Origin of the sequence: Bradyrhizobium septentrionale (assembly GCF_011516645.4) — a bacterium.
GTDB lineage: Bacteria > Pseudomonadota > Alphaproteobacteria > Rhizobiales > Xanthobacteraceae > Bradyrhizobium > Bradyrhizobium septentrionale.
The window spans coordinates 5,240,179-5,258,416 of sequence record NZ_CP088285.1; the positions used below are offsets into that span (position 1 = coordinate 5,240,179).

An 18,238-nucleotide genomic window follows, 5' to 3' on the forward strand; every position below is an offset into this window, starting at 1 on the left:
AGGGCTTCTGGCGCTTGTTGATTATGCAGTCCGGGAGCTGTGCTTCGCGATCATATTGTTTTGCACGGCGCCATCGGCGCGCCGATTGCATAGACATTCCAACCGCTACATGCTGGAGAACTTTATGTCCTCTGCTTCTCTCGTTTCTCGCCTTAATCCACCGAAGCAGGCGGCTCCTCGCAAGGCCTATTTGGTCGGAACAGGCATCGCCGCCCTGGCCGCAGCGGCTTACCTCGTCAAGGAGGGCGGGCTATCCGGCCCGAATGTCGTCCTGTTCGAGCAAATGGAGCAGTTCGGCGAAAGCCTCGACGCACATGGCGATCCGAAGGACGGATATGTCATGCGCGGCGGGCGCATGTTCGAGGAAAAGTTCAACTGTACCTGCGACTTGTTATCCTTCATTCCCTCGATTGCCGACGAGACCAAATCGGCGAAGGACGAATTGATGGAGTTCCATCAGGAGTTCTTTTGGAACGACAAGGCGCGCTTGGTTTCGGGAGGGCAGATCGTCGACGTCTCCGATCTGGGGTTCAGTGAGAAAGATCGGCTCGACCTGATCGCGCTTTGCGCGGCTCCAGAATCGGTGCTCGACGTCAGGACGATCCAGGACTGGTTCGAACCCCACTTTTTCCGCAGCAATTTCTGGTTCATCTGGTCCACAACCTTTGCTTTTGGGCCATGGCACAGCGCCGTCGAGTTCAAGCGATACTGTCTGCGCTTCCTGCATCTGTTCTCGACGGTCGACACTTTAGCGGGGATCTACCGCACCCAGTTCAACCAGTTCGACGCCATGGTCCGTCCGATCGTCGCATGGTTGACGGCGCGGGGCGTGCGGCTGGAGATGGGGACGGAAGTGACCGATGTTGATATTGTCACCGAAGGCGGGAAGAAGACCGCGACGCGTTTGCGCTATCGGCATGGCGGCGAAGATCGCACCATCGATCTGGCCGAACGGGATCTTGTGTTCGTGACCAACGGGTCAATGACATCCGATACGAGTTACGGTTCGATGGACACGGTTCCCGTGCTGAATACGGAGCGAACCGGAGGGGCGTGGAAACTTTGGGAGCGCCTGGCTGCCAAGAGTCCGGATTTCGGCCGCCCCGCCGCCTTCGCTTCCAAGATCGATCAGTCCAAATGGGAATCGTTCACAGTCACCGCGGACGACTCGAGCTTCTTCGACCGGCTAGAAGCCTTCTCCGGCAGTAAGGCCGGCAAAGGCGGATTGGTAACAATTAAAGACTCCAATTGGCTCCTGACCATTGTCCTTAATCGGCAACCGCACTTTTACGAACAGCCGAAGAATGTGTGGGTGTGGTGGGGCTATGGGCTCTACCCGGACAAGCCGGGTAACTTCGTGCATAAGCCCATGTCGGAGTGCACGGGGCGTGAAATTCTCATCGAATTGCTTTCGCACCTGCGATTCACAGAGAGTATTCCGTTCATTCTCGACACGTCGCGCGTCATTACGGCGATGATGCCTTACATTACCGCCCAGTTCATGCCGCGCGTCATGACCGACCGAGGGTGATCCCGAAGGGATCGCGCAACCTCGCCTTCATCGGCCAGTTCTGCGAGATTCCCGCCGACGTTGTCTTTACCGTTAAATATTCCGTGCGCGCGGCGCAGACTGCCGTTTTCGGCTTGCTCGATGTCCAACGTTCGGTCTCACCCCTTTACAAGGGCCAGCATGACCCTCGCGTTCTCTTCGACGCCTGGAAGACGCTGCACCGCCATTGATCAACGGAACGAGTCGACGACTATGGGACGTGTGAACGACAAGGTCATTCTGGCGACCGGCGGGGCTCGCGGAATGGGGGCAGCTAATGCGCGCCTGCTGGTGGCTGAGGGGGCCAGGGTCGTGATCACTGATATTCTTCATACAGAAGGAGAGGCTCTCGCGGCTCAACTTGGCAATTCGACCATCTATATGCCTCAGGACGTTACCCAGCCGAAGCAGTGGGCCGAGGCGGTCGCAAGCGCCGAAGGGCGCTTCGGCGCGCTCCACGGGCTGGTCAACAACGCCGCGATCGCCAACATAGCCCCTATTGAGCAGTTCTCGCTCGATCAGTGGAACAAGACCCTTGCCGTCAATCTAACCGGCGTATTCCTCGGAATGCAGGCAGCCCTACCGGCCATCCGGCGCGCGGGCGGAGGTTCGATCGTCAACGTCTCGTCCGTCGAGGGGCTGCGGGGCAGTGCCGGACTCCACGCCTATGTCGCTTCGAAGTTCGGCGTGCGGGGCATAACCAAGTCCGCTGCACTGGAAGCCGCGGCCTCGGGAGTCCGCATCAACTCGATCCATCCCGGCTTCATTGCCACCCCGATTGTTTGCCGTCAGGGCGTGTGAGACAAATTGAAGGATTTTGCGGAGGGAGGATTTCTGGTTCATCGTAGCCACCAGGAGCGAAGATGAAGCAGAAATCCGGACCGGGCAAAGCGCCGGCAGAACAGGTACTAAGGGACATTCGGCGCCAGACCCGCCGGCAGTATTCGGCGGAAGAGAAGATCCGCATCGTGCTGGAAGGACTGCGGGGCGAGGAGAACATCTCCGAGCTCTGCCGGCGTGAGGGCATTGCCGCCTCAATGTATTACGGCTGGTCGAAGGAGTTCCTCGAAGCCGGTAAGCGCCGCCTGGCGGGCGATACGGCGCGTGCGGCGACCTCCGGCGAGGTGACGGATCTCCGTCGTGAGACGGCCGCATTGAAGGAAGTCGTGGCCGACCTCACCCTTGAGAACCGCCTACTCAAAAAAAGCATGAACGGGGATGGGGAGGACGAGGCATGAGATATCCTGCGTCCGAGAAGGCCGAGATCATCCAGTTGGTCGAGCAGTCGCACCTGCCGGCCAAGCGCACGCTGGACAAGCTCGGGATCCCACGCGCCACGTTTTATAGATGGTATGATCGCTATCGTGATGGCGGCGTCGAGGCGCTGGCTGACCACCGGTCTCGACCTGACCGGATATGGAATCGCATCCCCGACGATGTGCGGGGCCAGATCATCGACCTGGCGCTGGAGCTGCCCGAGCTGTCGCCGCGCGAGCTGGCCGTGCGGTTCACCGACGAACGGAAGTATTTTGTCTCCGAGGCATCGGTCTATCGGCTGCTGAAGGCGCATGACCTCATCACCAGCCCCGCCTATGTGGTGATCAAGGCGGCGAACGAGTTCAAGGACAAGACCACCGCCATCAACCAGCTCTGGCAGACCGACTTTACCTACCTCAAGATCACCGGCTGGGGCTGGTACTACCTGTCGACCGTGCTCGATGACTTCTCGCGTTACATCGTCGCCTGGAGGCTTGGTCCCACGATGTGTGCCTCCGACGTCACGGCCACACTCGACCAGGCACTCGCGGCCTCCGGCCTTGACCACATCACCGTCGCGCACCGGCCGAGGCTTCTCAGCGACAATGGTTCGAGTTACGTCGCGGACGATCTGGCCAGGTGGCTCGAACACAAGGGCATGCAGCACGTGCGCGGCGCTCCGTATCATCCCCAAACCCAGGGAAAGATCGAGCGCTGGCATCAGACCCTGAAGAACCGCATTCTGCTCGAGAACTATTATCTACCTCACCACCTCGAACGGCAGATCGGCGCCTTCGTCGAGCATTACAACCACGTCCGCTATCATGAGAGCATCAAAAACCTGACCCCGGCTGACGTCTACTTCGGCAGAGCCGAGACCATCCTAACCGAACGACAGCGCATCAAGCGTGAGACCATCGCAAACCGCCGCTTGCAGCACCAACTGCAGGCCGCTTAAACTCCAACAACAGATGAGCCAGAGCCTCCCTTCTCGAAAAGCCTGATTAGTCTCAAATTATCTGACGACGGACAATTGCCACCCCGATGACCGAGAGCTTCGAGTCCTCCCTTTTCCCCGTTCCACTCGGGCGGGCAGCCGAGCCGCAGGAAGTATCGCAGGTCGTCTTGTTCCTCCTCAGCGACGAGTCCAGCTACCTTACCGGTTCGGAGGTCGTCATCGATGGAGGTCTGACGGTCGGCGTCCCGCGCAAATGCCTGGCGCCCGAGAACCTCTTTTGATTAGCCTGACTGAATGTCCAATCTAGTCGGATAGAATGTTGCGATGTACTACGGTCATAGGCACTCGAAATGATCCTCCATCTCGCGGCCACCCCGGACCACGAAGCCCCTTCCCAGGTCTTGGTTACCGTCGAGAGCCCCACCGGGTATCTTCAGCCGTTCGAGGATGGTGATCCGGTCGCCACGCATATGGCCATCGCGGATCAGGAAGGCCGCACCGGAAAGCGCCGCCAGGCCCGCACCGACGAACCACGCAGTCTTGTTGTCCACACCTTCGGGTTTGCGAGGGCGGGCAAAAGCTTCGTAATCTGGGTTGTTCCGGTCGATCCCTTCGCTGGAAACCGAAGGTGCCAGCGTGCTCGACGAATTCTACTGGTTGAACAAGGATGATCCGAACTACTCGCTGCAACGGGCGACGGTGAACCAGGGACAGGACGCGCACACCGACGGCCTCTTCACTCTGAGCGAAAAGGCGGAGAAGGAATTGATCGCCGTCTTTCTTACCTCCCGTGAGGAGATGGAGAACAGTCGTATCGACGAAGTGTTCGGGAAAGAGTTTTTCTGCAGCAATTTTTGACTCTATTGGCGGACGATGTTTGCCTTTGCGGAGTGGCATTCAGAGCTGGCGCCGGTTGTTTGGACAGCGCCCCGCGGGATTTAAGTGGATTCCTGCCGGGTTATGCTGAACGCGGGGCCTTACGATTTTGTCGTTGCGTCGGGAGGGCGTAGCCCGACCAGAGCGACGACAAAATCGTCGGCGACGGTCATGCGGCCATCACCATAGCTTGCGTGCCGAAGTAAGCCTCGTCGGGCGTGCGCCCGTCAAGGCTCGAGTGAGGGCGTCCCTGATTGTAGAAGGCCAGATACTTGGCAATTGACGCTCGCGCCTCGGACACGCTGTCGTAGGCGCGGAGATAAACTTCTTCGTATTTGACCGTGCGCCAGAGCCGCTCGACAAACACGTTGTCGCGCCAGGCGCCCTTGCCGTCCATGCTGATGGCGATCTTCGCGTCCAGCAGCACATCGGTGAACTCGAGGCTGGTGAACTGGCTGCCCTGGTCCGTGTTGAAAATCTCGGGCCTGCCGTGCTTCGCCAACGCCTCCTGGACCGCTTCGACGCAGAAGGCCGCCTCCATTGTGATCGAGACGCGATGGGCCAGGACCCGTCGGCTGAACACATCGACGACCGCCGCGAGATAGACGAAGCCACGCCGCATCGGAATGTAGGTGATGTCCATTGCCCACGCCTGGTCGGGCCGCTCGATCTTCAATCCGCGCAACAGGTACGGGTAGATCTTGTGACCCGGTGCCGGCTTACTCGTGTTCGGGCGACGATAGACCGCCTCGATCCCCATGCGCTTCATCAGCGTCGCGATGTGGCGGCGACCGGCGTATACGCCCTCCCGCCGCAGCAACGATCGCTGCATACGCGCTCCCGCGAAGGGATAATCGAGATGCAGCTCATCGAGCCGACGCATCAAGGCAAGGTCCTCGGCCGAAACTGGCCGAGGTTCATAGTAGACCGTGCTGCGAGCCAGCTTCAGGACCTTCGCCTGGCGCACGATAGAAAGATCATGACCGCGGTCGATCATCGCTTTGCGCTCAGCAGGCCCGCCTTGGTGAGCGCGCCGGACAAAAAATCGTTTTCCAACGCCAGCTCGCCGATCTTGGCATGTAACGCCTTCAAATCGACCGGCGTCTCGGCCGACGCCTTGTCATGCCCAAACACGCCGGCGGCGCCTTCCAGGAGCTGGTTTTTCCAGATCGTGATCTGGTTCGGATGAACATCAAACAGTTGCGCCAGCTCCGCCAGCGTCTTGTCGCCTTTGACCGCAGCCAAAGCAACCTTCGCCTTGAATGCCGGAGAATGCATCCGGCGGCTCTTCTTCGTCATCTTCGCTCCTGATTCGCGGCAAGAATCCTCGCCGCTGTCAGGCAGAAAATCCACTCAAGCTACTGTCCGAATTTGCGGAGCCAGCTCTTTCCGCCCTGGAGATGAAGCTTTATCTGGATCGGTTCATCCATCATATCGGGGGCCTGCCGGATTTCAGCGCGCTGAAGTTTACCAGGTACAATCAGTATGAATCGCTGGTTCTACCGTTGTGCAAATGGCTGTTGGAGCAGGGCGTCAACTTCCGCTACGACGTCGAAGTCACCGATGTCGATTTCGACATAAAGGCCGGATGCAAGCAGGCCACGGCTATCCACTGGCTGGAGGACGGCGTCGCCGGCGGCATCGGCCTTGGCGCCGACGATCTTGTATTCATGACGATCGGGTCGCTCACCGAAAACTCAGACAAGGCAGACCATCACACGCCCTCCAGGCTCGACGAAGGCCCGGCGCCTGCTTGGGATCTGTGGTGTCAATCGGCGTTCATTGCAAACGATGGCGTAATTGCGGTCGGCGCCCGCGGCTCAAAAAGGTCCGCTATCTTCAAGCCTTCCCGCAATCTCACGAATCGGAGGGGGCCATGAAGCAATATGTTGGACTGGATGTCTCGCAAAAAGAAACTTCAGTATGTGTGGTCGACGAAGTGGGTCAGATCTTGTTCGAAGGAAAGGCAAAGTCCGACCCAGGGGCACTCGCGGCATTGCTTCGCAAGCGGGCGCCACAAGCGGAGCGCATCGGATTTGAGACTGGGGCGATGGCGAGCTGGCTATGGCACGAACTTCGTAGGATCGATTTCCCGGTGGTTTGCATCGACGCGCGGCATGCCCACGCGGCTTTGTCCGTACGCATGAACAAAAGCGATCAGAATGATGCTCGAGGTCTGGCCGAACTGGTTCGGGTTGGCTGGTATCGAGAAGTCAAAGTCAAGAGCGAGGAAAGTCAGAAGATCCGCGCGATACTCGTCGCGAGATCCCGGCTCGTCGCCATCCGTCGTGATATCGAGAACCAGGTCCGCAGTCTGATCAAAGAATACGGCTTGCTGTTCCCACGCGCGATCGGACTGCAGTTCCGCAATCAGGTCCGTGAGCTATTGGGCGAAGATCATCAGCTCTTCGGTGTGATCGCGCCGCTTCTGTCGATCCATGAGCAGATCTGTAAGCAACAAAGCAAGTTCGACAACGAGGTCCGCGAGTTGGCGAAGTCGGATGAGACGACGCTTCGTCTGATGACGGTTCCTGGTGTCGGCGTGGCGACGGCTTTGACGTTCCGCCATACGATCGATGACCCGTCCCGCTTCCGATCGGCATCGACTGTTGGCGCCTATCTGGGTCTTACACCTCGGCGCAACCAGTCTGGCGAAACGGACATCAATGGCAAGATATCTCGATGGGGCGACCGGCTCCTCCGAACCTGTTCGAGGCCGCTACCGTACTTCTTTATCGGACAAAGAAGTGGTCTTCCCTCAAGGCCTGGGGCATGAAGCTCGCCAAGCGGATCGGCATGAGGAAGGCAAAGGTCGCCATCGCCCGAAAGATCGCAGTCATCCTTCACTGCATCTGGGGCGATGGCACATCCTTCGACTGGGGGCAGCCGCAGCCGGTCTGATATTTGCTCGAAAGTTCCTGGTCCGGTCTGCCGGACTGGCGACGTCCCGCTGGGACGGTGTTGAGGCGACCTCGTTCATTCGGCTGGTGGCGGCTCGATCGTACTCCGCTGCAAACGTTGAGGCGTCCGACCCGGACATCATCATGAGGCGCTACGCGACCTCGGAAAGGACCATGACCCCAGCGAAGACATCAACCAGTCAGGGCGATCCAATGCCTGGCCGGCAAAGTACGTATCAGCCGCGCTCGCGCCGTCTCCGCAACCCTGACCTCCGACGGCGCGAGCACTACCACCGTGCGATGGGCGAATTCAGAAATGTAAAGCTTGACAACAATCCGCAATTAAAGGGCCGAATGACAGGCAGAGCTTCTGTGTGGGCGGCTCGCTGCCACTCAAAGTCTGCTTGGCCTCACCCGCAGCTTTCTTGGCGGCGGTGGTAAGCCCAGAGATCAAGTCATCTGCAGGAACCTCTTCGAGCAGGCGTATGCGCCGGTCCGTGTCGTTGAGGTTGGTGAGATTCCAATCCGAGGTTGGTACGACCGCCATTGTTAGGCTGCCACGCCGGAAAAAGGCACTCGATGTCCGAACACTACCATTCGAGGCGCCCGCGAGATTGTTGAGGCGGCTCATGGCCAGTTTCAGATACTCTGGCTGTCCTCTCGCGAAGTCGGCCTTCGTCAGTTCATCGGCCGCTTCCGGACGCGCCCATCCTTCCATGATGCGCCTGCGCGTCTGCCCGTCCCATGAGACCCGTCCCATCGGACACCAGGCAAAGCTTCTGCCTGTGGCGCCGCTGGTTGCTTGCTGCAGGTCCTCTTTGCTGGTCCCGATCGAGATATACGCCAAGGAACAGAGCAGCTCGCAATCTTCGAAAAGAGTGGTGTAACCATTCGACGAAAACAGATAGTCGCCGGTCCAGGATTGGAAGACGTCGTGCAGATGATCGCTGAGGGCGTCTTGCGCTTTTCAAGCCCCGGCAAGAATTTCCAGGCGTTGTTTTCGCCACCCGCACATGACGTGAGAAATAAGTGACTCACCACGGTTGTAGTGTTGTCGCGCTCGGTCACGATGGTGACGCTGAGGAATTTGAGAAGATCAGTATATCGCCGGGCAGCAAGCAATGCGAGGCCATACGCGTAAAGGAGGAGAACGGCCGGGTAGGTGCGCAGATTGATCAAGGCGACCAACCCGCCGATACTTTCCCTGACGCCGAATTCGATCCGCAAGTCGAGCACCAAGCGCAACTCTGATCCGGTGCCCCAACGCCCGAGAACACCCACAATGCGCGCGACCGACTCCGTTGCACTCTCTGCTCGCGCCACCCTCTGCATGATCAGGTCATTGGAGAAGGCGCCGATCAGTGCGAAATCCGGGCCGTTTAGCGTCCTTTCCAGCTTTCGTGCTTCTTCACCAATAAGATCACCCAGCTGAATGCGGAATTCAGGCCTTGCCAAAAAGCGCTTGTCGCTGGCCACCATCAATTCAACGCTCTGTGGGTTTTGCCTTTTTATGTCAGCCTGGCTGCTCACCAAGCGTTCCAAGCTTTCGTGTCCGCGCTATCAATGCGAATGGTCCTGCCGGCCCGCTGGCTAATCAGGTCCGTGGCGATCTTGGAAGGTTCACCTCGCGCCACCCAGTACACTGGATATCCCCGCGTCGGGGCCCGCGTGAGTGCCGCTCTCAACGCGGGGTCCCAATCAGGGGACCAGCCGCTCACGATCAGCCCGTGCTCATCGATGATGCGGTCGAGAACCTTGTTCAGATGCGTCACGTCACCGCCCGACAGCGTGACGACACGCACACCGCCGAAAGCCATATGCTTGAACAGTCCAGCGATATCCTCCTGATCGCGGCTCAGGCGATCCATCGCCACTGCGAGCACGACGACGAATTTGCCGCGCGTCGCATCGCTGATCAGTTCCTGATGCCGACGCGGCGGCTCGCGAGATGGATCTAGCGCGCGATCGAGTGCTTGCTGCTTTCCGACGACCGTTCCTTCCTTTAATGTCGTCCTGGAATGACGCCGCCCAGCGCAAAGATAGCACGTCGTTTGGCGACCAGATAACAACCTCGCGGAGGCGATCGCGGAACAGATTGCCGAGCAGCGCCAGGCCGTCACGAAACAGGGAATACCGATAGTCGCCCGCTTCGCAGCTCACTGTGAGGCCCTCACGGACGGACAGCCGAACCCGATCGGTTAAAGGTCGGTAGTTGAAGTGTTGGCGGTAGTGCCCGCTCACCGCCACGAATGATTCCGGTGAGCGCACTCAGGAATTCGGCGCCAGCCTCACCGCTACTATCCTGGCAAACAGCGTTGCGGAGGAATTGTCCGTCCCCGCGATAGCGCTGCTCAAGGCCACCTACCGGATGATGCGCGGGAGGATCTGACACAGCGCTACGCCGCACCGTATCAGACATTGTCAGAAGTCCGCCAAAGGAACGATTCTAAGCCGGACAACAGCTGCCCGTCAGCTCGCCATCAGCTTGGCTGGGTATCCTCGCAGCAGGGCCTAAGCAGCCCGAATCGATACGTGGAGACTAGCGCAGCACAGAAAGGTGAATCGTCATGTACGATCGAATCAGTAGCTCATCGACACGCACTAGCCAAGCTGACGAACTGAGTCAGTCGGTGGATAGCGGCAGCTTTACGGAAACACTAGCACATCTCTCGCCTCAGTGGAACTCACAACCGGGGGAGTTGCCCGACAAGATGGGGGCCTGCTGCAGCAAGCCACATACCTCGGATGAAAACGACGTTCGTACTTCCAGTGCCTCCGACCCCAGTACATCCGCTCCAGAGAGTCCGGCCACCTCCTTGTTTGATTACAGAACGGCCGATCTGCGTGATGCGAATGTGGACGGCATCTGCGTTGGGCTGACTGCGGAGTGGTTCCGCAATCTTAACAACAGCCCACCAACCCGAATGCGTGCGCTCACACCTGGGTCGCAAACGCACGCCTCAGCGGCTGAACGGCAGCAGCAATATCAAAATCTCAAGGATCAGTTGCGAAGCAGGGGAGCAGACTCTTCTCACGCCGACCTTCGGGCACAGAATGCCATTTTGGAGGAAGCTGGCTTGGAACCGGCTGGAGAAGAGAAGAGATTCGCATTCGGCAAGTCTTCGAACGTCGAGCGCATGGTGAACGAAATCAACAAAGACCGATCGAACCATTTGCTCAGCTTGTATTTCGCCGAAGGCGGCGCACACACAGTGGCGACGTCGGCCTCCAATGGAACGACCACGCTTTTCGACCCTAACTACGGAGAATTTACTGTTCGATCAGATCCGAACCAGATGGCTTTATTGTTACAAAGCCTCGCCGATCGTTACAGGAATCCCAACGGGCAACATTTGTCGACAATCACGACGCAAAGGATGCAGTGAGTTGGGCCTGCAGGCCGGTGGTGATTGACGCCTTCTGTGAAGGCGCGGATGCGTCGGCCAGCGCTTGCGTTCGGTCGCGGCGTCGGGAGCCAGCTCTGCGGCGGATGGAGGAATTTCCTTCCAAGAGCTTGGCAGCGATGAATGAGGCCGCAATGTCAATGATCGTCGCGTATACGAGCGCCACGACGAGAACAGTCACCCAGATGGATTGTGAACCTTGAGCAACGTGTCGCTCCGGCGAACTCTGACTTGACGATGTCGCAGCAGAAGGCCAATGCATTGATTTCATCGGGGCGCTGGAGCGTTAAGGCGTGAACGAAAGGCAGATTTATCTGTGCTCTTCCATAGCAAGCCTCAGACCTTGGGATGCGCTGCGCTTTTCCGCCTGAGATAAACGCGACCCGTACGCGCGCCGAGACCAAGAGATCGTCCCCGCGCCTGCACTCCTGCGGCAAGCCAACCGACGTGCCTCTCACCTCTTGCGGGACCGTGACAATGTCAAGAAGGCCGTCCAAGAACGGCGGTTTTAGAAAATCGATTGTCGTCGAACGGACAACGAAGGCGAAGCCCGGGGCATCGTTCCGCGTTTCCTCGAGCCGCGCTTGCTGATTGGTGCCGAGCGGGCGCAAGTAATTCGTTCTGCCGCGCTCCATGAAACGGAGAAAACTCGTGTGATAAACAATCTGGCAGGGCGTCGATATCTTCAAAGTAGACTCGCACCTGCATGTAGCGCCGTCCGTCTCGAATTTCGCCGTCAAGAGAGACTGTCACAGCGCGGTTCCCCTTATTGCGCGTATAGGGACCAATTGTCTTGCACCGAGGGGGGCTGGGCAAGCGCTAGAATCCTTTGCTTGGCTCCTGCTAACGCCGGCGGCATCGACGCGGTTCGTGGCTCCGGATGCCTCGAGCATCCGCCACTACGGGCAGCAGATCGCCGGCTATAGAAAGCAGAGCAACGCCAATCCACCGGTCAGGTCGTCGAACTCGCTTAGCAAGCAAGGCTGCTGATGGTGAGGCGCTTCGAAGCGACGACAGAGCTTAGTCGCGGCTGAGACTTAATCTCGAAGCCAGCCTTAGCGCGGCCAAGCGCTCAAGCACCGCCGGATGAAGGGCTGCCTAGCTCTGCACTTGACGTAACCCTTCGGTCCACTTGACTTGCCCCCCGCAAGTGACCCGGGTTCGCGCTCGTCGTGCTACGGACCAAGCGGATCCGGATTCAGCTTCAGGAATCTATCGTCTACCTTGATGCCGAAGCCGTCGGGCGTCTTGCCGTCGGGAAGGTCTCGGCCGCATGCGCCATCCAACCCAGCGAGGGAGAGGCGGGCTTCGTTTTCCGGATAGCGACCGCCGACATCGGAGTGGCTTCCGGCGAACCACACCTGCTGCAGCCAATTCGGATGCTTACAATATCGCGCAAGGGCTGCCCCGCACATTCAGCGCGAGAGCAGGCCTTTGTCGGGCACTTGCCGCGCCGGTTGTCGGCATTGAGACTCAATGCCGGAAACCTGACACTCCGCGCCGCTACGAAATGCCTGTTGAGCCTGCGAATTCACTTCGGCACGCGATTTGCTCTGTTCACGGCATCATCACCAATCGCAGTGCGATGGTCTTTGGGGCGGACACGGCGCGCGTCGCTGTTCGCGTCTGGTCCGTTCCGACGGTTTGCTGTGGCAATGACTTGGCGTTCGATTGTGGACCGAGAAAACGCAGGGAAGGGGAGTGTTGGATGCGATTTAGAGTTCTTCTTTTGGGAGCCACAACAATTGCGCTCGTCGCGAGAAGCGGCAGACCTTGAGCCAGGAGTCAAACTGCCACCGGCGGTGTGGGACTGGTCCGGAGGCTATATTGGCGGACACGTCGGTGGCGGGTACGGTCGAACCTCCTTCACCAATCCCTACGGTCAGTCGATCTATGGCGATGCGGACAGGTTCGATGTCACCCGGCGGGACAACCCGCGCCTGTCGTTCGGCGGGGGGGGGGGGGGGGGGGGGCATTTCTGCCTGGGCGCTGCGCTGGCGCGCCTGGAATTGCGATGCGCCTTCCCCGCGTTGTTCGTGCGGCTGGGGGATCTGCCGCTGACCGTCGCCGCGGAGGAGGTCGTCGACGTGCCGTCTTACGTTCATTCGCTGCCCGCAGCGCCTGCCGGTCACCTTCTGCCCTTCCATCGCTTAGAGAGTGAAGTGCCACCATGTCCGAACACCCCTTGCCGACGCTACCGATGTGGCGCGTCGATCACATCGAGCCCTCGCCCGAGATGTTGGCGCTACGCGCCAACGGTCCGATCCACCGCGTGCGCTTCCCGTCCGGGCACGAAGGCTGGTGGGTGACGGGCTACGACGAGGCCAAGGCGGTGCTGTCCGACGCGGCGTTCCGGCCTGCGGGAATGCCGCCGGCGGCATTCACCCCGGATTCGGTGATTCTCGGTTCGCCGGGGTGGCTGGTCTCGCACGAGGGGGCCGAGCATGCCCGGTTACGCACGATCGTGGCGCCGGCGTTCAGCGACCACAGGGTGAAGCTGCTCGCGCAGCAGGTAGAGGCGATCGCCGCGCAGTTGTTCGAGACGCTGGCGGCCCAGCCCCAGCCCGCTGACCTGCGGCGCCACCTCTCCTTTCCGCTTCCGGCCATGGTCATCAGCGCGCTGATGGGTGTGCTCTACGAGGATCACGCCTTTTTCGCCGAGCTGTCCGACGAGGTGATGACGCACCAGCATGAAAGCGGCCCGCGCACCGCGTCGCGCCTGGCCTGGGAAGAGCTGCGCGCCTACATTCGCGGCAAGATGCGGGACAAGCGCCAGGATCCGGGCGACAACCTGCTGACGGATCTGCTCGCGGCGGTCGACCTGGGCAAGGCGACCGAGGAAGAGGCGATGGGCCTGGCGGCGGGCATGCTGGTGGCCGGGCACGAGAGCACCGTCGCGCAGATCGAATTCGGCCTGCTGGCCATGTTCCGCCATCCGCAACAGCGCGAACGCCTGGTCGGCGATCCATCCCTGGTGGACAAGGCGGTGGAGGAAATCCTGCGCATGTACCCGCCGGGCGCGGGCTGGGACGGCATCATGCGCTATCCGAGGACCGACGTGACCATCGCGGGCGTTCATATTCCCGCGGAGAGCAAGGTGTTGGTCGGCCTGCCGGCGACGTCGTTCGATCCGCGCCATTTCGACGAACCGGAAATCTTCGACGTCGGACGCGACGGAAAGCCGCACCTGGCGTTCTCCTTCGGGCCGCACTACTGCATTGGCGTGGCGCTGGCCAGGCTGGAACTCAAGGTGGTGTTCGGTTCGATCTTCCAGCGCTTTCCCGCGCTGCGCCTGGCCGTGGCGCCGGAAGAACTGAAGTTGCGCAAGGAGATCATCACTGGCGGGTTCGAGGAGTTCCCGGTGCTCTGGTGATGCGCGGACGCCGCCGGGGATCGCGATCTTCTCCGCAATTTGCCGGCGCGCCTCGCGCGCCGGTCAGATCAGCCAGCCAACAGGTAACCAAGATGGACATGCAAGAAACCACGGCAGCATGCCGGGACGCCTTCGCCGAACTAGCGTCGGCGGCGCGCATCCACGACCCGTATCCGTTCATGCGGTGGTTGCGCGAGCACGATCCGGTGCATCGCACGGCGTCGGGGCTCTTTCTGTTGAGCCGCCACGCCGACATCTACTGGGCGTTCAAGGCCACGGGCGATGCGTTTCGGGCGCCGGCGCCGGGCGAACTGGCGCGCTATTTCCCGCGTGTGGCGACCAGCCTGTCGCTCAATCTGCTGGCGTCCACGCTAGCGATGAAGGATCCACCGACGCATACGCGTCTGCGCCGGCTGATCTCGCGCGATTTCACCATGCGCCAGATCGACAACCTGCGGCCGAGCATCGCGCGCATCGTCGCTGCGCGCCTGGACGGCATGGCGCCCGCGCTGGAGCGCGGGGAGGCGGTGGACCTGCATCGGGAATTCGCGCTGGCCTTGCCGGTGTTGGTCTCCGCCGAACTGTTCGGCATGCCCCCGGACGACATGTTCGGGCTCGCCGCCGGCATCGGCGCCATTCTGGAAGGCCTGCGCCCGCACGCCAGCAATCCCCAGCTCGCCGCGGCGGACGCGGCCAGCGCCAGGGTGCTGGCCTACTTCGGCGACCTCATACCGCGCAAGCGCGCCGATCCCCGCCACGACATCGTGTCGATGCTGGTCGGCGCACACGACGACGATGCCGACACGCTGTCGGATGCGGAGTTGATCAGCATGCTGTGGGGCATGCTGCTGGGCGGCTTCGCCACCACTGCTGCGGCCATCGACCATGCGGTCCTGGCGATGCTGGCGTATCCCGAACAGCGGCACTGGCTGCAGGGAGACGCCGTGGGGGTGAAGGCATTCGTCGAAGAAGTCCTGCGCTGCGACGCGCCCGTTATGTTCAGCTCCATTCCGCGTATCGCCCAGCGCGACATCGAACTGGGCGGCGCGGTGATCCCGAAGAACGCGGACGTGCGCGTGCTGGTCGCGGCCGGCAATCGCGACCCGGACGCCTTCGCCGATCCCGACCGCTTCGATCCCGCGCGGTTCTACGGCACCAGTCCTGGCATGTCGACCGACGGGAAGATCATGCTGAGCTTCGGCCACGGCATCCACTTCTGCCTCGGTGCGCAACTGGCCCGGGTGCAGTTGGCCGAGAGCCTGCCGCGGATCCAGGCGCGCTTCCCCACACTGGCATTGGCCGAGCAGCCGACCCGGGAGCCGTCCGCGTTCCTTAGGACGTTCCGCGCGCTGTCGGTGCGGCTGCAAGCGCGGGGGGGCTGAGATGCGCGTCGTGGTCGACCAGGATCTGTGCGGAACCACCGGGCAGTGCGTGCTGACGCTGCCGGGCACCTTTCGCCAGCGCGACCCGGACGGCGTGGCCGAAGTGTGCGTGGCGACGGTCCCGCAGGCGCTGCACGCCGCCGTGCGGCGCGCGGCCAGCCAGTGCCCGGTCGCCGCCATTCGGGTCATCGAAAGCGACGCTGGCGATGACCAGCGCGCCAGCGCCGACCCTGCGCCTTCTCCGGCGGAGGCCGAGCGGCATGCCGCGAAAGACCAACGCAATCCAGGAGGACACGATGGGACGGTTTGAAGGCAAGGTGGCCGTGGTGACCGGCGCCGGCGCCGGCATCGGCAAGGCATGCGCCATCGCCATCGCGCGCGAGGGCGGCAGAGTGGTGGTAGCCGACATTGATGGCTCGGCGGCCATCGCCGGCGCCGCGCAGATCGCGGCCGAAGCGGGCCACGCGCTGGCCATGGACATGGACATCGCCGATGCGCAGGCGGTGACAGCGCTTTTCGAGACGGCGGAGCGGCAACTCGGTGGGGTCGACCTGCTGGTGAACAACGCGAGCGCCATGCACCTGACCCCGCGCGACCGCGCGATCCTCGACCTGGACCTGGCGGTCTGGGATCAGACCATGGCGACCAATCTGCGTGGCACGCTGCTCTGCTGCCGGCAGGCCATCCCACGGATGATCGCCCGCGGCGGTGGCGCGATCGTCAACATGTCGTCGTGCCAGGGGCTTAGCGGTGACACCTCGCACACGTCCTACGCCGCGTCGAAGGCGGCGATGAACATGCTATCGGCCTCGCTCGCCACCCAGTACGGTCATGCGCAGATCCGCTGCAACGCGGTTGCGCCGGGTCTCATCATGACCGAGCGTCTCCTCGCCAAGCTGGACGAGTGCATGCAACGGCATCTGCGCCGGCACCAGCTCCTGCCGCGCGTCGGCCGCCCCGAGGACGTGGCCGCGCTGGTGGCGTTCCTGCTCTCCGACGATGCCGCGTTCATCACCGGCCAGGTCGTGTGCATCGACGGCGGCATGCTGGCGCATGTGCCGACGTACGCCGACGGTGGCAACAGCCGCGCCGCGCGGCCTGCCGCCGAAGCGGCAGCGGCGCCGCGCTGCTGATGGACATGCTGCTCAACCCGCTGGACCGTCGGCACCGGCTGCGGTACGATATCCCGGTCGTGCCCGGCGCTTTCCCCCTGGTCGGGCATCTTCCCGCCATCGTCTGCGACCTGCCGCGCCTGCTGCGGCGCGCGGAACGGACGCTGGGCAGCTGCTTCTGGCTGGATTTCGGCCCTGCCGGACACCAGATGACCTGCGCGGATCCGGATGCGTTCGCATTGCTCCGGCACAAGGACGTGTCCTCGGCGCTGATCGAAGAGATCGCGCCCGAATTGCTTGGCGGAACGTTGGTCGCCCAGGACGGCGGCGCGCACCGGCAGGCGCGCGATGCGATCAAGGCGGCGTTCCTGCCCAAGGGGCTGACCGAGGCCGGCATCGGCGACCTGTTCGCGCCCGTCATCCGGGCGCGGGTGCAGGCGTGGCGCGACCGCGGCGACGTAACCATCCTGCGCGAAACCAGCGACCTGACGCTCACGCTCATCTTCAGACTCATGGGAATCCCCGCGCAGGACCTGCCGGGATGGCATCGCAAGTACCGGCAACTGCTGCAGTTGATCGTCGCGCCCCGGGTCGACCTGCCCGGACTGCCCTTGCGGCGCGGCCGCGCAGCCCGCGACTGGATCGACGCGCAGCTGCGCCAGTTCGTCCGCGACGCGCGCGCGCATACCGCGCGCACCGGGTTGATCAACGACATGGTGAGCGCCTTCGATCGCAGCGACGATGCGCTCTCCGATGACGTCCTGGTCGCCAATATCCGCTTGCTGCTGCTTGGCGGTCACGACACCACCGCCTCGACGATGGCCTGGATGGTGATCGAGTTGGCGCGGCAGCCTGTGCTGTGGGACGCTCTGGTCGAGGAGGCGAAACGCGTGGGCGCGGTGCCGACCCGGCACGCGGACCTGGCGCAGTGTCCGGTCGCCGAGGCGCTGTTCCGCGAGACGCTGCGCGTGCATCCGGCGACCACGCTCCTGCCGCGTCGCGCGCTGCAGGAATTGCAACTCGGCCAACGGCGCATTCCCGCGGGCACCCATCTGTGCATCCCGCTGCTGCATTTCTCGACATCGGCGCTGCTGCACGAGGCGCCTGATCAGTTCCGCCTGGCGCGGTGGCTGCAACGCCCGGAGCCGATCCGGCCGGTGGACATGCTGCAGTTCGGTACCGGCCCACACGTCTGCATCGGCTACCACTTGGTATGGCTGGAACTGGTGCAGTTCTGCATCGCCTTGGCGCTGACCATGCACAAGGCCGGGGTGCGGCCGCGGTTGCTGAGCGGCGTCGAAAAAGGCCGGCGCTATTACCCGACCGCACATCCGTCCATGACAATCCGCATCGGATTCTCATGAGCTGGCATCGCATGCCCCGTGTGGCGAGGCAGCGGCGCCGGCGACGCGCGGCATTGCTGCACT

Annotated in this window: 17 protein-coding genes and 3 pseudogenes; 13 read left to right on the top strand and 7 right to left on the bottom strand. The window is 61.9% G+C overall.

Annotated features, from left to right (window positions below; all coding sequences use genetic code 11):
* The first annotated feature begins 124 nt into the window (after positions 1-124).
* The 4 genes and pseudogenes from HAP48_RS26740 to HAP48_RS26755 all read left to right on the top strand — a co-directional run bounded on the left by HAP48_RS26740 (position 125) and on the right by HAP48_RS26755 (position 4,045).
* Positions 125-1,740 (top strand): annotated as a pseudogene (locus HAP48_RS26740) (oleate hydratase).
* 31 nt (positions 1,741-1,771) lie between these two features.
* Positions 1,772-2,350 carry an SDR family NAD(P)-dependent oxidoreductase gene (locus HAP48_RS26745; protein WP_224496608.1) on the top strand — a complete coding sequence of 193 codons (579 nt, stop codon included), beginning with the start codon at positions 1,772-1,774 and terminating at the stop codon, positions 2,348-2,350.
* A gap of 62 nt (positions 2,351-2,412) precedes the next feature.
* Positions 2,413-3,764, top strand: a protein-coding gene (locus HAP48_RS26750) for an IS3 family transposase (RefSeq protein WP_166208706.1) whose coding sequence is annotated in 2 segments (ribosomal slippage) — positions 2,413-2,749 and positions 2,749-3,764 — 1,353 coding nt in all. Because the reading frame shifts where the segments join, the coding sequence is not laid out codon by codon here.
* A gap of 86 nt (positions 3,765-3,850) precedes the next feature.
* Positions 3,851-4,045: an SDR family oxidoreductase gene (locus tag HAP48_RS26755; protein WP_224496609.1), complete on the top strand. Its 195-nt coding sequence runs from the start codon at positions 3,851-3,853 to the stop codon at positions 4,043-4,045.
* A gap of 54 nt (positions 4,046-4,099) precedes the next feature.
* On the opposite strand, the gene HAP48_RS26760 is transcribed toward HAP48_RS26755, so the two are convergent.
* On the bottom strand, positions 4,100-4,315 hold the full coding sequence (locus HAP48_RS26760) for an oleate hydratase (protein WP_224496610.1): 216 nt from the start codon (positions 4,313-4,315) through the stop codon (positions 4,100-4,102).
* Positions 4,316-4,358: 43 nt separating this feature from the next.
* Here HAP48_RS26760 and HAP48_RS26765 point away from each other — a divergent pair, with 43 nt between their 5' ends.
* Positions 4,359-4,622: an oleate hydratase gene (locus HAP48_RS26765; RefSeq protein ID WP_224496611.1), complete on the top strand. Its 264-nt coding sequence runs from the start codon at positions 4,359-4,361 to the stop codon at positions 4,620-4,622.
* Positions 4,623-4,809: 187 nt separating this feature from the next.
* Here HAP48_RS26765 and HAP48_RS26770 read toward each other — a convergent pair.
* A protein-coding gene (locus HAP48_RS26770) for an IS3-like element ISRj2 family transposase (RefSeq protein WP_166204126.1) occupies positions 4,810-5,939 on the bottom strand; the annotation gives its coding sequence in 2 pieces (ribosomal slippage) (positions 4,810-5,687 and positions 5,687-5,939; 1,131 coding nt in all).
* Between HAP48_RS26770 and HAP48_RS51065 the strand changes: the two genes are divergently transcribed.
* Positions 5,903-6,520 carry an oleate hydratase gene (locus HAP48_RS51065; protein WP_224496612.1) on the top strand — a complete coding sequence of 206 codons (618 nt, stop codon included), beginning with the start codon at positions 5,903-5,905 and terminating at the stop codon, positions 6,518-6,520. The two genes, HAP48_RS26770 and HAP48_RS51065, sit on opposite strands and share 37 nt — an antisense overlap.
* A pseudogene (locus HAP48_RS26780) lies at positions 6,517-7,541 on the top strand (IS110 family RNA-guided transposase). Before HAP48_RS51065 ends, HAP48_RS26780 begins: the two are co-directional and overlap by 4 nt.
* A gap of 309 nt (positions 7,542-7,850) precedes the next feature.
* Here HAP48_RS26780 and HAP48_RS26785 read toward each other — a convergent pair.
* Genes HAP48_RS26785 through HAP48_RS26795 form a run of 3 tightly spaced genes read right to left on the bottom strand, consistent with a single transcriptional unit; the run spans position 7,851 to position 9,660 of the window.
* A complete protein-coding gene (locus HAP48_RS26785; protein ID WP_156928995.1) occupies positions 7,851-8,258 on the bottom strand; it encodes a hypothetical protein in 408 nt (135 codons plus the stop codon).
* On the bottom strand, positions 8,219-9,070 hold the full coding sequence (locus HAP48_RS26790; RefSeq protein ID WP_156928994.1) for a hypothetical protein: 852 nt from the start codon (positions 9,068-9,070) through the stop codon (positions 8,219-8,221). Before HAP48_RS26790 ends, HAP48_RS26785 begins: the two co-directional genes overlap by 40 nt.
* Entirely contained in the window at positions 9,067-9,660 is a 594-nt protein-coding gene (locus HAP48_RS26795; protein WP_224496613.1) for a recombinase family protein, read from the bottom strand. Before HAP48_RS26795 ends, HAP48_RS26790 begins: the two co-directional genes overlap by 4 nt.
* Positions 9,661-10,107: 447 nt before the next feature.
* On the opposite strand from HAP48_RS26795, the gene HAP48_RS26800 reads away from it, so the two are divergent.
* Entirely contained in the window at positions 10,108-10,926 is an 819-nt protein-coding gene (locus tag HAP48_RS26800) for a YopT-type cysteine protease domain-containing protein (RefSeq protein ID WP_029084616.1), read from the top strand.
* A gap of 356 nt (positions 10,927-11,282) precedes the next feature.
* On the opposite strand, the pseudogene HAP48_RS26805 reads toward HAP48_RS26800, so the two are convergent.
* Together HAP48_RS26805 and HAP48_RS26810 are read right to left on the bottom strand one after the other, a co-directional pair.
* A pseudogene (locus tag HAP48_RS26805) lies at positions 11,283-11,652 on the bottom strand (YbgC/FadM family acyl-CoA thioesterase); the annotation flags it as partial.
* A 467-nt stretch (positions 11,653-12,119) separates the two neighbouring features.
* Positions 12,120-12,359, bottom strand: a complete 240-nt coding sequence (locus HAP48_RS26810; protein ID WP_224496614.1) for a phospholipase effector Tle1 domain-containing protein — start codon at positions 12,357-12,359, stop codon at positions 12,120-12,122.
* Positions 12,360-13,114: 755 nt separating this feature from the next.
* On the opposite strand from HAP48_RS26810, the gene HAP48_RS26820 reads away from it, so the two are divergent.
* From HAP48_RS26820 to HAP48_RS26840, 5 genes are all read left to right on the top strand, one after another.
* A complete protein-coding gene (locus HAP48_RS26820) occupies positions 13,115-14,317 on the top strand; it encodes a cytochrome P450 (protein WP_029084615.1) in 1,203 nt (400 codons plus the stop codon).
* Between the two features lie 92 nt (positions 14,318-14,409).
* On the top strand, positions 14,410-15,699 hold the full coding sequence (locus HAP48_RS26825) for a cytochrome P450 (protein WP_029084614.1): 1,290 nt from the start codon (positions 14,410-14,412) through the stop codon (positions 15,697-15,699).
* Position 15,700: 1 nt separating this feature from the next.
* A complete protein-coding gene (locus HAP48_RS26830) occupies positions 15,701-16,009 on the top strand; it encodes a ferredoxin (protein ID WP_029084613.1) in 309 nt (102 codons plus the stop codon).
* Positions 15,996-16,832, top strand: a complete 837-nt coding sequence (locus HAP48_RS26835) for an SDR family oxidoreductase (protein ID WP_166215960.1) — start codon at positions 15,996-15,998, stop codon at positions 16,830-16,832. Before HAP48_RS26830 ends, HAP48_RS26835 begins: the two co-directional genes overlap by 14 nt.
* Positions 16,832-18,175: a cytochrome P450 gene (locus HAP48_RS26840; protein ID WP_029084611.1), complete on the top strand. Its 1,344-nt coding sequence runs from the start codon at positions 16,832-16,834 to the stop codon at positions 18,173-18,175. Before HAP48_RS26835 ends, HAP48_RS26840 begins: the two co-directional genes overlap by 1 nt.
* Positions 18,176-18,238 lie beyond the last annotated feature (63 nt).